At 67.8% G+C, this 13,252-nt stretch carries 12 protein-coding genes; all 12 read right to left on the minus strand.

Annotation, left to right across the window (positions count from 1 at the left end; genetic code table 11):
- Positions 1-172: 172 nt before the first annotated feature.
- Genes BMY35_RS29650 through cpaB form a run of 12 tightly spaced genes read right to left on the minus strand, consistent with a single transcriptional unit; the run spans position 173 to position 13,192 of the window.
- Positions 173-1,609, minus strand: coding sequence for a sigma 54-interacting transcriptional regulator (locus tag BMY35_RS29650; protein WP_093206580.1), 1,437 nt, complete (start codon positions 1,607-1,609; stop codon positions 173-175).
- Positions 1,610-1,625: 16 nt separating this feature from the next.
- A complete protein-coding gene (locus BMY35_RS29655; protein WP_093206581.1) occupies positions 1,626-3,653 on the minus strand; it encodes a TadG family pilus assembly protein in 2,028 nt (675 codons plus the stop codon).
- A gap of 13 nt (positions 3,654-3,666) precedes the next feature.
- Positions 3,667-4,167, minus strand: a complete 501-nt coding sequence (locus BMY35_RS29660) for a TadE/TadG family type IV pilus assembly protein (RefSeq protein ID WP_093206582.1) — start codon at positions 4,165-4,167, stop codon at positions 3,667-3,669.
- Positions 4,164-4,643 carry a TadE/TadG family type IV pilus assembly protein gene (locus BMY35_RS29665; protein ID WP_093206583.1) on the minus strand — a complete coding sequence of 160 codons (480 nt, stop codon included), beginning with the start codon at positions 4,641-4,643 and terminating at the stop codon, positions 4,164-4,166. Before BMY35_RS29665 ends, BMY35_RS29660 begins: the two co-directional genes overlap by 4 nt.
- Before the next feature lie 36 nt (positions 4,644-4,679).
- Positions 4,680-5,144, minus strand: coding sequence for a DUF3613 domain-containing protein (locus tag BMY35_RS29670; RefSeq protein WP_093206584.1), 465 nt, complete (start codon positions 5,142-5,144; stop codon positions 4,680-4,682).
- Positions 5,141-6,115 carry a tetratricopeptide repeat protein gene (locus BMY35_RS29675; RefSeq protein WP_093206585.1) on the minus strand — a complete coding sequence of 325 codons (975 nt, stop codon included), beginning with the start codon at positions 6,113-6,115 and terminating at the stop codon, positions 5,141-5,143. The genes BMY35_RS29670 and BMY35_RS29675 overlap by 4 nt, the downstream gene beginning before the upstream one ends.
- Positions 6,112-7,074: a type II secretion system F family protein gene (locus tag BMY35_RS29680; protein ID WP_093206586.1), complete on the minus strand. Its 963-nt coding sequence runs from the start codon at positions 7,072-7,074 to the stop codon at positions 6,112-6,114. Before BMY35_RS29680 ends, BMY35_RS29675 begins: the two co-directional genes overlap by 4 nt.
- Positions 7,071-8,081 (minus strand): type II secretion system F family protein, encoded by a 1,011-nt coding sequence (locus BMY35_RS29685; protein ID WP_256230004.1) that lies wholly within the window; start codon positions 8,079-8,081, stop codon positions 7,071-7,073. The genes BMY35_RS29680 and BMY35_RS29685 overlap by 4 nt, the downstream gene beginning before the upstream one ends.
- A complete protein-coding gene (locus BMY35_RS29690) occupies positions 8,074-9,396 on the minus strand; it encodes a TadA family conjugal transfer-associated ATPase (protein ID WP_093206588.1) in 1,323 nt (440 codons plus the stop codon). The genes BMY35_RS29685 and BMY35_RS29690 overlap by 8 nt, the downstream gene beginning before the upstream one ends.
- 4 nt (positions 9,397-9,400) lie before the next feature.
- Positions 9,401-10,684 carry a CpaE/TadZ family protein gene (locus BMY35_RS29695; protein WP_093206589.1) on the minus strand — a complete coding sequence of 428 codons (1,284 nt, stop codon included), beginning with the start codon at positions 10,682-10,684 and terminating at the stop codon, positions 9,401-9,403.
- A 44-nt stretch (positions 10,685-10,728) separates the two neighbouring features.
- Positions 10,729-12,147: a type II and III secretion system protein family protein gene (locus tag BMY35_RS29700; RefSeq protein WP_093206590.1), complete on the minus strand. Its 1,419-nt coding sequence runs from the start codon at positions 12,145-12,147 to the stop codon at positions 10,729-10,731.
- Positions 12,148-12,196: 49 nt separating this feature from the next.
- Positions 12,197-13,192, minus strand: a complete 996-nt coding sequence (gene cpaB / locus BMY35_RS29705; RefSeq protein ID WP_093206591.1) for a Flp pilus assembly protein CpaB — start codon at positions 13,190-13,192, stop codon at positions 12,197-12,199.
- Positions 13,193-13,252 lie beyond the last annotated feature (60 nt).

Below are 13,252 nucleotides of genomic sequence, written 5' to 3' on the forward strand. Positions count from 1 at the left end.
GCCGGGCAAGCGCAAGCGAAGCCCAATTTCGAGAACACCGAGGAACCGGCTCTGCCGGGCCTCAGGTGTTGCCCCCGGTAGGGGGTTGGCGAAGCGGACACGAAGTGCCGCGAAGCCTGGGGGCGAGCCAAGTCTTGCCTGGGGGCGAGCCAGGTCTTGCCTGGGGGCGAGCTTATTGTTCTTCGGGGATGCCAGGCTCGCCGTCGAGGATCTGGTACTTGCGCATCTTCTCCCACAGCACCTTGCGGCTGATGCCCAGGTGCTGCGCCGTGTCCTGGCGCTTCCAGTCGTTGATCTCCAGCGCCGCGATGATGCGGTTGCGCTCGCTGCTGTTCCAGCCCTTGCGGTCGGCGCTGCCGTCGAGAAAACCGCCCGCGCCATTGCCGTTGCCGCCCGCGCCGTTGCGGTCGGCCGAGGCCGCCGGCGCCGGCGTGCCGCGCGTGAGCGCGATGGCGCGCTGGATCAGGTTCTGGTCCCAGCTGTGCAGCTGCCGCGCGATCACGCCCACGCGTTCCGCGAGGTTGCGCAACTGCCGCACGTTGCCGGGGAAGTACGTCTCTGCCACCGCGTCGCTGAGCCAGTGCGGCGTCTCGCCCAGCGCTTCGAGCTCTTCGCCGAGCACGTTGGTCAGCAGCGCCTTGAAGATCGCGATCTTGTCGATCTCGCCGCGCTCCTCGAGGCTGGGCACGTGCAGCTCGATCACCGCGAGCCGGTAGAACAGGTCGGCGCGGAACTCGCCGCTCGCCACCATCTCGCGCAGGTTGCGGTTGGTGGCGGCCACGAGCCGGAAGTCCACGCGCACCGGCGCCGTCGCGCCCAGCCGCGTTACCGCGTTGTCTTCCAGCACGCGCAGCAGTTTGACCTGCTGGTAGCGCGGCAGGTCGCCGATTTCGTCGAGGAACAGCGTGCCGCCCGTGGCCTGCTCGAAGTAGCCGCGATGCGCATGCACCGCTCCCGTGAACGAGCCCTTGGTATGACCGAAGAAGAGCGACTCGAAGAGCCCGTCGGGAATCGCGCCGCAGTTCACCGCCACGAACGCGCCCTTGCCGTAGCGCTGGTGGCCGAGGTGCAGTTGCTGCGCGATGCGCTCCTTGCCAACGCCCGTTTCGCCGCGCACCAGCACGCTGTGGTCGCAGTCGGAAAATGCGTTCACTTCGGCCAGCAGGGCCTTCATTGCATCGGAGTGCGCCACCAGCACGTCGGGCGCCTGCGGTGCCACCTCGCGCGCGCGCAGCTGCCGCACCAGCTTCGCGACCATCGTGCGCAGCTCGGCGCAGGTGAAGTCGTAGGGCAGCACGTGCAGGTACTCGGGCGGATAGGTGCGCGAGTCGCGCTCGCGCGAGCCCGCGGCCACCCAGATCACCGGCATGCCCTGCAGCAGCTCGGTGGCATGCGCCAGCCCGCCGCTGTCGATGACCGTGACGCTGATGATCGCCACTGAAGGACGAAGAGCCGCACCCTGCTCCTGCGGCGGAGGCGGCATGCCGTCGGCCCGGATGACCTCCACGTCGAAGCTCGCCATGCACCGCGCGATGCGGTCGAGGATGTCGGCTTTGCCTTCCCAGACAAAGAGGTCGAGTTCGTCGAAATTGGCGGCGGGGGAATTCATCGGAAAGTGAGGGGCGTCAATACACCAGCATGGGCAGGCCCTTGCAGTCGAGCGACTTCAGGTTCACGTCGACCTGGCCGAGGTTGATGCCGAGCACGTTGGTCAGGAGGGGGGTAAGGACGGATGAGCCGATGGCATCGAGCACAGGTTGGAGCAGACCGGTCAGGACTGACAGCGCATTGGAGACTGCGCCACTCGGGCCGTTGCTGGTGCTCGACAGGGTGTCCTTGATCATGTTCTTGCAGCCTGTGTCGCTGCCCCCGATTCCGAGCAGGCCGGTGCACTGATTCAGCACGCCCGTCAAGAGATCGGTGACGCCGGTCAGAACACCGGTCAGCAGGCCGCTCGCTCCCGCGTTCTGTCGAATGGTGTTGACGACACTGGCGTATCGTTGGCCCCGGCAGGCTGAATTGTTCTGCGAGCACAGGCTCGAGGTGTCGTCCCAGAGCTGATTCGTCAGATTGACCAACTGCTCGTTGGTGGGTGTGCCGGTGGATGGGGTCTGGGAGCCACCAAGAAGAACCCGAGTCAGCTCGGTTACAAGAGTGGACACGAGCGTTCCCAGTTGCAGTTGATTGACCGATGTCGTTCCAGTCTCTCCTTCTGCGAGGGTTAGTTCGGACACCGGGCCCTCTAGCGCGTTCAACTTGACGTAGTTGTTCACCTTCAGCAGGCCCAGGACATTGACGAGTTCCATTGAACTCAGGCTTGTGTCGCAAACCTTCGACTTTGAAAAGAGATCGGCTGGCGGGATATAACCCACGCAGACATTCGCGATGCTGCTGGTCACCTGGAACTTCGCTCGATCCTTGCCGGTCGTTGGAGCCTGAAGTGCAGGGGTGCACATGTCGATCAGTTTGCCGACACCCGTCACTGCGTCAACCACGAGCGGCAGATCGATCTTGATCAAGCCGCTCAGCAGGGAGCCTGTCTTCAATGTGATGAAGCTTCGAACCTGGGCGTTGTAGGCCTGGGCTCCGATGCCGCCGATGGCGATGGACGGAGGCTCGATGACTGCGGCCTTGACTGTGGCCGTGAGAAGGCCCAGCACGTCGAGGCTGACACCAGTATCGACCGCATGCTGCGAGGTCGCAACGCCGATTGAAGTGAAGAGTAGGTCCAGCGCGCCCACCCCCACGTTCAACGCGCTGGCGCCGGTGCCGCCCGGCGAAATGATCTGCGCGAACAACCCGCGCGGCCCATCGGCGAGCGAGCCCAGCTGCACCATCAGGTTGGTGAGCCCGAGCTTGGCCTGGATGGCCTGCAGCAGCGCGATGTTGCTGGACAGCAGGCTGTTCTGCCCGGCCAGCGTGACGATGGCATTGAGCAGGTCGCCCAGTGCAACCGAGCGACCTGCAAGCAGCGTGTTGAGCTCGCCCACACCGATGTCGGCAGCTACCGGAATGCCTAGCGCAGCCAGCAGCCCGCCGGGCGTGATCTTGGCCTGCGCCAAGCCGTCATAGGCCACGAGCGAGGTGCCCGACAGGTCGAGCCCGATGCCCTTGAGCAGTCGCCCCAGCGTCGAGTCTCCGCTCACGACGACGAGCTTGCTGCCTACGGAGAACTCGGCGAGCGGCGCGCTCAGGGCTGCCACCGCGCTCACGCTGATGAGCCGGTTGCCCGTGAAGAACGACAGCAGCGTGGGCGAAGCCTTCTGGAAGGCCACGCGCACCGCGTTGGCCGTGCCGGTGACGGCCGGCGACTGGAAGCTGGTGTCCTTGTCCCAGTAGCCGCACTGGACTTCGCCCGGCAGCAACGTGAGGCCTGTCGGCATGTTGCCCGGCACGCCGCCGGACGCGCCGTTGGCATTGAGCTGCGCCGCCGTGGTCGCCGCCGTGCAGCCGGCACGGATCTGCTGTGCACCCGCCAGTGCGGCGAGGTCGGCCGCTTTCTGGAACTCGCGCTTCATGAAGTACATGAAGCCGATCTCGGTGCCCACCAGCGTGATGACGATCAGGCTCAGCGCGATCGCGGTGTTGATGATGACCGAGCCGCGCGATCGCGAGCGGCTCGAGGAAGAAGGTCTCCGGAGTACGGTGTTCATGTCGTTGACACCCTCAGGAAGACTTCAGCGCGGCGGTGGTCCGGCTGCGTAGTTGATCGGGCATCCACTGGCTGGTGTCCAGCAGCGGCATCGTCGGCAGGAGTCGGTTGGCGCTGTACGGATAGGTCACGGTCACGACATAGCGGATGTAGGCGCCCGGGCCGCTCGGGTCGCTGCGCGCCACGTCCACCGTGACGTTGGAGACGATCCAGCTGCGCCGTGTCGTCACGCTGGTGTTGGCCGACACGGGCACGACGAGCGAATTGGCCAGCGAGTCGTACACCGCGTCCTTGACCCGCGGGTCGGCCGCGGTCGGCGCCGGAGTGAGCAGGCCCACGGCCCGTGCGCCTTCCTCCGAGGCGCGCGTGACCGACTGCTGCGTGTAGAGCACCGCACCGAAGGTCGCGAGCGCGTAGAGCACGCTGAACAGAACGACAAAGACCAGCGCGAACTCGATGGCAGCCACGCCGCGCTCTCTGCCCTGCAGTGACCGGGTGCGCCCGTAGCGGTTCATGGCGCCCTCCCGTCGAGCAGCATGCTGGCCTTGCCGACGATGGTGGTGGGCATGGCGAAGCTCGGGAACGGCGGCAGCAGCATCTGCAGGTTGGTGGCAGTGACGGTCACGACCATCTGGCAGCGTGTGTCCCACGTGGCGCCGCAGGTGGGGGCCGTGCAGTTGTTGCTGACCACGCCACAAACGGTGGCGTTCACGGTGCGCGTGACCACCGCGGGCATCCAGTTGCTGCTGGCCGTTGCCGTCGTCTGGGCCTGGGTGGCGCGTGCCGCGAAGGTCGACTGGTAGCGCAGCGCGGCGCGCGCGCCGTCTTCCGCCGCGTTCTGCAGCCCGAGCCGGAACGCGAACAGCATGCCGTAGCTGATGATCCCGTAGAGGAGCGCGAAGAAGATCAGGAACACCATGGCGAACTCGACCGCGTACGCGCCGCGCTGGGAGTGCGCGCGCGTGCGGGTGAGAAGACGTGGTGTTGCCATTGCGATGCCTGGTTCTCTGTTCGTGCCTGGGGCTGCCTACTTCGGCGCACCGCCGCCGGAGCTGGAACCGCCGCCCGATGTCGACTTGACGCTGGACGTCATGCGCTCCGGGATCGGGTATTCGAAGCTCTTCAGGTAGCGCTCGTAGCTGCGGCTGGCGATGTCGCCCGCGATGGTCCGCGGCGTGGTGGACGAGATTTCTCCACCGCGCTGCCAAGCGAGCAGCCCCTGCGTGGCGTCTCCCACCTGCAGCCGCTCATAGACGTACTCGCCGGCCTCGGACATCTCATCCTGGCCTTGCTGCGGCGCTGCTGTTGCGGCAGCGGCAGGTGTCGGCGCGCTTGCTGCAGGCGCTGCGGGCTCCGGTGCCTTGGCCGCGCTGGACGGCTGCTGCGGTTGTTGCTGCTGCTGCGCGAGCGCCATGGGCGCGGCCACCATCAGCGTGGCGGCGAAGCCGGACGCGCAGAGCGCGGCAAGACGGGCAGTGGGTGTCTTTCTCATGGGGTGCCTCGTGAAGTCGAGTTCGGCGAAAGGGAGACTGCGGCGGCATTCGCGGTGGCGTCCGCCGCAGCGGGATTGAGTTGGCTGGCGGTACGGATGCCGCCGTTGCCCGACCAGCGCGAGGCCTTGAGCATCAGTGGCGGCGGGGCCGCGTCTTCGCGTGCCAGTGCCGCAGTACTCGGCAGCGGGCGCACGGCCACGGGGGCAGGCGATGCGCCGGTGGCCGCCGGTGCGACACCGCCTGCGCGAAGCTGCTGCGCTGCGTCGCGCACCGCTGCGCGGGCGGCGGGGGACATGCGATTGGCTTCCATCAGTCTGTTGGCCTGCTCGCCCTGGTCCGTGACTTCGAGATACAGCGCCAGGTTGGACTGGGCCTGTGCGCTGTCGGGGCGCAGTTGCAGGGCCTGCATCAGCGGCAACCGCGCGTCGGCGATCTGCCCGGCGCGCAGGCTGGCATAGCCCAGGTCGCTGAGCAGGGCGGCGTCGGTGGGTGTCAGGCGCTGGGCCTGCCTCAGCAGTTGTGCGGCCTCGGCGTAGCTGCCGCGAGCGCCTGCGAGGAGGCCGAGACCCCGGTAACCGGCGCTTTCGAGCGGCGTGCCGATCAGCCGCTTGTAGGCCTGCTCGCTCGCCTCGGCCTGGCCAGCCTGGCGAAGGGCGTCGGCACGCATGCGCGTGGACTCGGGCGACACGCCCCAGCGCTGTTCGAGCGCGTCGATGTGCGCCAGCGAGGCGAACCACAGGCCTTCCTTCTGCATCTGCTCGACGAGCTTGAGATAGGTGGCCTTGGTGTCGACCGCGGCGCCGGCCTTGGTGTCGGCCGCGGCTTCGGCGGAGGCGCGTTGCTGGGCGTCGGCAGTTGCTGCGTACTGGTCCTTGAGCGTGCCGCAGCCGGTGATGGCGATCGCGGCAGCGACGCACGCCAGCAGGCGGCTGGCGGCGAGTGTGCGAGCGGGAAGGTTTTCGGTTTTCACTTGATGATGCCTCCCAGTGAACGGAATATCGCGATGAAGCCCGGGCCCGCGGTGACGATGACCAGCGCCGGCAGCAGCGTGCTCACCATGACCCCGGTCATCTTCACGGTGATCTTCCCGATGCGCTCCTTCAGTTCGGAGCGGCGGCTTTCGCGCAGCCGGTCGCTGAACACGCGCAACGGCTCCTGCACCGCGCCGCCGTGCCGGTCGACCTGCACCAGCAGCGAGACGAGGCCGCGCATGTTCTCGTTCTTGTGCAGCGTGGCCAGGCGGTGCAGCGAGTGCTCGCGGGTACGGCCCTGGCTGTATTGCGCATTGGCGATGCTCAGCTCGTAGCCCAGCACGCGCAGCACGTGCGAGAAGTCGGTCGCCATGATCTGCAGGCTCTGGTCAAGGCTCAGACCCACACCCTGCAGCAGCCGCAGCAGGTCGACGAACAGCGGCAGCTCCCGCGCCGCGCGTTCGCGCCGGCCTGCGGCGATCCGGCCCAGCACCCACTTGGGCGCCATGAATCCGATGGCCGCAGCTGCCGCAAGCACGATGGTGACGGTGCTGCGCGTGTGTCCGCTGCTCCAGAACAGGTACGCCAGCAACGGCAGCAGGAAGGCGAGAGAGATCCGCGCGATGAGGAAGACCAGTTGGGCCCGCTTCGACGGCAACCCGCACTGGTCGATGAGGTTGCGGTCTTCGTCCGCCACCAGGGCCCGGCCGATGCGCGAATCCAGCCAGTGGAACGGCAGGTCCAGTTCGGGCTTGAAGGGCGCATCGGGGTCCGCCGGAGTTTCGACGGTGGACTTGAGGTCCGGCACGACGGCTGCCTGCCGGATCGCCCGGCCGATGGCCTGCCCGCTGCGCGTGCGTCGCAGTTCGGCCGCGACGAGCGCTCCGGCGCCGACCAGCAGGCCCAGCGCCAGCAGCACGAGGCTCACGATGGCGAGCAGGTTGGGCGTCAATGTCATGCCAGCCTCGCCAACCGGTAGAGCAGCGCCGCGCCCGTCAGCTGCAGGCCCACCGCGGAAAAAATCAGGATGCGGCCGGTGTCGTCGTTCCACATCCCCAGGAAATAGCTGGGGTTGGTGAGGATCAGGAAGGCACCCACGCCCACTGGCAGCAGGCCCAGGATCCAGGCCGACAGACGCGTCTCCGACGACAGCGCGACGAGCTCCTGCTCCGCCTGCTCCCGGTCGCGCATGAAGTTGCCCACGCGTTCCAGCAGCAGGTCGGCGCGTCCGCCGTAGCGCACGCCCAGGCCCAGGATGGAGGCGAGCAGGTACATCTCCTCGATGCGCACGTTCTCCGCCGTCTGGTGCAGAGCACGGTCGAGGTCCACGCCTGCGCGCACCAGTGCCGCGGAGCGTTCCAGGTGGCCGCGCAGCGGCGCCTGGGTGGTGGCGATCGCGAGCTGGAAGGCGGCCTGCGTGGAGTTGCCGATGGTGATCAGACGCACCATCGCGTCGATGTAGCCAGGCAGCTGGCGGATCAGCTTGCGGCGGAACTTCTGCAGCTGCAACCACAGTGCGAAGCTCGTCATCAGCACCAGGAGGAACAACACGCCCAGCGCGGCGAGTCCTCCGACGAGAACGCCGACCAGCAGGCAGATACCGGCAATGACACCCAGCGTGAAGGCGATGGTGCGTGGCTCGACCACGCCCATCATCCAGCCGGGAATTGCCCGTTCGAGCAGGCTGGCGCGTACAGGAGCGGCGGTCGCCGCCTCGGTGGCGAGCCATGGGTCGGTGGTGAGGCCGGAGGCGAGGCCGTCGCTGGCGAGGTCCCGCAGCGGCATCGGTATCGGCGTCGCATTGGCTGCCGAGGCCGAGGCCGCGGCAGTGGCCTGGATCTGCTGATCGAGATGCCGCTCCGTCGCCAGCCGCACCTGCCGGTTCTTCGCCCATTGCCACAGCAGCAGCCCCGCGGCCGCCATCAGCAGCGCGATGCAGAGTGCGACGAGCAGGGCTTCACGCACGGTGGTCCCCTCCATGCTGCGATGCGCGCTGCAGCGACTGGCGGAAGCGCGTGATCTTGGGCGAGTGCGGCGCGATGCCCAGCGACACCCAGCGGTCGCGCTCCTCGCCGTCGGGCGAGACGATGGGCTCGTAGCGGTAGAGCTCCTGCATCGCCACCACGTTGTCGTTGACGCCGGTGACCTCGCTCAGCGAGATGATGCGGCGCTGTCCGTTCGACAACCGTCCGATCTGCACGATGAAGTCGATGGCGTTGGCGATCTGCCGGCGCAGGCTCACTTCGCTGCCCTGGTAGCCGGCGAAGCCCGCGAGCATCTCCAGGCGGTAGAGGCATTCGCGCGGCGAGCTCGCGTGGATGGTGCCCATCGAGCCTTCGTGGCCGGTGTTCATGGCCTGCATCATCTCGATGACTTCGGCGCCGCGCACCTCGCCCACGATGATGCGGTCGGGCCGCATGCGCAGGCTGTTGCGCAGCAGGTCGCGGATCGACACCACGCCCTGGCCGTCGAAGCCGCCGGGGCGGCTTTCGAGCCGCACCACGTGGCTGGTGCCCAGCGAGAGTTCGGCCGTGTCCTCGATGGTGATGACGCGTTCGCGCGCCGGGATGAAGCTGGCCAGCGCGTTCAGCAGCGAGGTCTTGCCCGAGCTGGTGCCGCCGCTCACGAGGACGTTGCAGCGCGCGCGCACCGCGATCTCGAGCAGCTGCGCCATGCCCGCGTCGAAGGTGCCCAGCTTCACAAGGTCGGCCGGCGTGAGCGGCTCCTTGCGGAACTTGCGGATCGACACCGACAGGCCGTCGATGGCCAGCGGCTCGATGATCACGTTGATGCGCCCGCCATCGGGCAGGCGCGCGTCGACCATCGGGTTCGATTCGTCGAGCCGGCGACCCAGCGGCGCGAGGATGCGCCGCACGATGCGCATCACGTGCTCGGAATCGGCGAAGCGCACCGTCTCGCGCTCCAGCACGCCGTGGCGCGACACGTACACGTTCTGGTAGCCGTTGATCAGGATGTCTTCGACGGCCGGGTCGTTGAGCAGGTCTTCCAGCGGGCCGAAGCCGGCGAGTTCCTTCGTGAGCGCATCGGAGATGAGCTGCATCTCCCGGTCGTTGATCGGCACGCGGCGCAGGCGCACGAAGCTGTCGACCTCCAGTTCGACGAACTGCTGGATCGATGCGCGCGACCAGCGGCCGAACTCCGCGCCCAGCTCCTCGATGCGGCTGAGCAGGTGATCGTGCGTCCAGCTCTTGATGTCCTGGAACTGCTGGGAGTTGATGAACGCCTGGTCGTCGTCGGCGAATTCGATATCGGTGGACATGGGCTCAACCTTCGTGTGAACTCTTCCAGAGGCCGGTGACCTGCGACATGAGCGCAACCCAGCGTGGATCCTTGGCCGGGGGTTGGCCCGTGGCAGACATGTATTCCTGGTGCAGGCTGCGGGCGAGTCCCGTCACGGCCTGCGAATAGGGGTCGCTGCGCGCGGTGCGCACCAGCATTTCTCCGCGGCTGGCGGCGGCGAGCAGTTGCGCGCTGCGCGCCGGCAGCACGTGCCGCAGCGGCAACTCGAGCCGCTCGGCGATGTCCTTGGCCGACAGGCCGACGTGGCTGTCGAACTTGTTCACCACCAGCGACAGGCGCTCGGTCTCGACGCCGCGCGCGCGCAGTTCCTTGAGCATGTTGGCCGTGGAGACGATGCCGCCGATGCTCTGGTCGCACACCACCCACGCCTGCTGGGCCTCGCGCACGGTCTGGGCCATGAAGTCGATGGTCGAGAAACCGCCGAGGTCCGCGATCTGGAAGTCGAAGAAGTCGGCCAGGCGCTTGATGAGCGAGACCGAGTCGGCATGCGAGATTTCGCGCACCTGCGCAAGGCTCGCGGGCAGCGGCAGGATGGCCACGCCGCTGGTGTGATGCGCGAGCGCGGTGTGCAGCAGCGTCTGGTCGAGCCGGCGCAGGTTGCGCACGCCGTCGACGAAGCTGAAGCCGCTTTGCGTGTCGAGATAGAGCAGACCGTCGCGCGCTGGCAGGCCCAGGTCGAGCAACGCAACGCCGTGGCGCGAGCTGCGGCCCGGCGGGCGTTGGGGCGCCTGCGTGAGCTGGTCGTTCAGCGACAGCGAGAGGCTGGTGGCCAGCGTGGTCACGCCGAGGCCGGCGCGCGCGCCCAGCAGCGCCAGCGTGCTGCCGCGCGTGCCGCCCTGCAGTGTGCTGCGCCGCTCGAGCAATGTGCGCAGCGTGACCACCGCGTCGGTGGGCGGCGCGGCCATGTCGATGAAGTCGTCGACGCCAGCGCGCAGGGCCGAGAGCATGGCGACCGGCTCTGCCGACACGCCGGTGGCCAGCACCGGCAGCGTGGGCCAGTCGCGCTTGAGGCGTTGATGGAGCTGGCTCGCGGTGGCGCCCTGGTCGGGCGAGAAGTCGATGAAGACCGCCACCGGCCCCAGCAGGGCGATGCGTTCGTCGATCGACTTCGTGTCCGGCGGCAGGACCACCACGGAGCCGAGGGTGCCGAGCGCATCGGTCAGCCACGTGATGTGGCCGCCGTTGCTCGACGCGAAGAGATAGGTCTCGCTGCCTGTTTCGGGAATGCTGTCGCGTGGTGCGTTCATGGTGCCAGCCTGCGATGCATGGTCCGGGTCATTGGTTGCTGTCGTCAGCGGGAGAAGCCTGGAACCGGCGTGTCGATCGCGCCGCCCAGGAAATAGGAGCGCCACACCGCGCCGTCGCGCTGTTCGGCGGTGCCGGGAAGGTAGGGCGTGAGATCGGTGCCGCGCGCAATGGGCTTGACCAGGTGCGGCGTGACCAGGATCACCAGCTCCTTCTCCTTCATCTGGTAGTTGTTCTTGCTGAAGAAGGTGCCCAGGATCGGCAGGTCGCCCAGCAGCGGCACCTTGTCCGCGTTCGAGGTGGTGGTGCGGCTCACGAGGCCGCCGATGATGAAGCTCTCGCCGTCGCCGAGCTCCACGGTGGTGTCGGCGCGGCGCGTGGAGATCGAGGGCACCGCGACGCCATTGAGGCTCAGCGCGTTGGTGTAGTCGAGGTCGCTTGCTTCGGGCGCCACCTTGAGCACGATGCGTTCGTTCGACAGCACGGTGGGCGTGAGCGTGAGGCCGATGCCGAAGGGCTTGTATTCGATGCTCGTGGTGCCCAGGCCCTGCGGCACGGGAATCGGAAGCTCGCCGCCGGCCAGGAAGCTCGCGCTCTGGCCCGACAGTGCCACCAGCGTGGGCTCGGCGAGCACCCGGGCCATGCCGTTGCCTTCGAGGAAGCCCACGTTCAGGCCGATGCCAGCCTTGCCGAAGTTGAAGAGAAGATCGAAAGCCTGCGATACCGGGTTGCTGTATTCGCCGCTGATGCTTCCATCGCTGGAGAAGGTGGTCTTGCCTAGCGACGAAGGCGTGAAGACGCCGAAGCTGAATCCGCTCGAGTTGGCTCGCGTGCTGAAGATGTTGAGCCCCGCCTGCTTGAGCACGCTGCGGTTGAACTCGACCACCTTCACCTCGACCTGCACGGTGCTGCTGCGCACGTTCACGGTCGAGCGGTCGATGAGGTCGGTCTTCTCGGCTCCGGGCGGCAGGCTGGCCAGTGCCGCGGTCCGCTGGGCCTGGTGCGCTGCCATGTTGTCCATGGTGCCGGTGACGTTGGCGGTGGCGCGCCGCACTTCGATCGCGTAGGTGGTCGCGGCGGTGTTGCCCTTTTCCCAGACCATCAGCGTGGTGTGTCCGACGGCCTTGCCCGTCACGATCAGCCGCGCGGCCGGCGAATTCGGTGTCTGCCGGGTGATGGTGACGGCAGCGATGGCCTCGTCGCCGATGGCCATGCGGTCGATGCCCTTGCCGACCAGCAGTTCCCGCTGCGTGCCGACGGGAAGAGCCATCGGGCGCTGCGGCTGGAACTGCGGCCGTGTTCCCGTTCCCTGCGCGTCGGCGGCGGTCGCGGCCAGCGGCCAGGCGGCCTGCGACATCGCGAGTGCGGCGATCAGCGACGAGCGCAGCAGTCTCGGCGCGGCATCCTTCACGTCTCTTGAACTGCGAGCGGCACGGGTCGACGACTCGCGGGGCATGTGATGCATTTGATTTTCCTGGGTGACCTGTGTCTGGTGGCGGCTGGCCGGCATGGGCTCAGTAGTTCACGGTTTCGCTGCGGTTGCCGCGAATGACTTCGACCTGGAGCCCGCCGCTGCGCGCGGGCTTTGCGGCGCGGGCGGGGCCGGAAACTGCGCGGACCTCCGTGGCCATCGGACGGACGGAGGGGCCCTTGCCGCCGGTGACGAGATCGGCGGTGGTCAGTCCGGCCTGGGCGAGATCCAGTCCTTCCAGCGGGCCGCGGCGCGCCTCGCCGGCCTTGGCCTGGGCGGGCTGCAGGGCCGTCGGCAGTTCGGCGAAGAGCTTGGGATCGGGCTCCGACTTGTCCGCCGGGTTGCGCAGCGCGAGCATCAGGCGGCCGCTGGCGTCGCCGATGGTCAGGCGGTTCACTTCGTCGATGGGCACGGCCAGCACTGCGGTGCGGGCCTGGTCGTTGCGCTGGGCTTGCTGGGCCGCCTTGTCCGGGGCCTTCGACGGAAGGCCGTCGACCGAGGCGTTGCCGAAGGCCAGTACCCGCTTGCGCGAGAGCAGCAGGCGCGCCTGGCTGCGGTCCACGTCCTTGCCGTCGGACTTGAGGGTGATGAACACGTCGACGAAATCGCCGGGCTGGATCTTGTTGCCCACGCCCATCACTTCGTCCGCCTTGATCGCGACGGCGCGCTCGCCTTCGTCGATGCGCGTGGCAAGGCCCGACACCAGCTGGTTTTCCATCACGGGAGTGCCTTCGGCAAGGTCCAGCACCGGCACGCGGCCCACGGCGACGTTCACGTCCTGGAAGGCACCGACCGGGTTGATCGTGAGGCGCTCCACGCGCAGCGCATCGGCAGGAATCGCCTCGCCCGCGGGCAGGGATTTGGCCGCCACCACCACCGGATAGACCAGCACCTCGCGCACCTTGGTTGGCGCGGTGGCCGGGTTCGCGGCCGCCGCGGCCGGAGCGGGGGCCTGCCGGCTCAGCATCCATGCATAGCCTCCCAGCGCGATGGCCAGGAGCACGAGGACTGCGGCGATGATTTTCGTGATGTTGATCATGGGCGGCGGATGAAAGAGTGGGGGCAAGCGATCGTGTGGATTGAGAGATGGATGACCCGC

The organism is Variovorax sp. YR750 (assembly GCF_900109805.1).
GTDB lineage: Bacteria > Pseudomonadota > Gammaproteobacteria > Burkholderiales > Burkholderiaceae_C > Variovorax > Variovorax gossypii.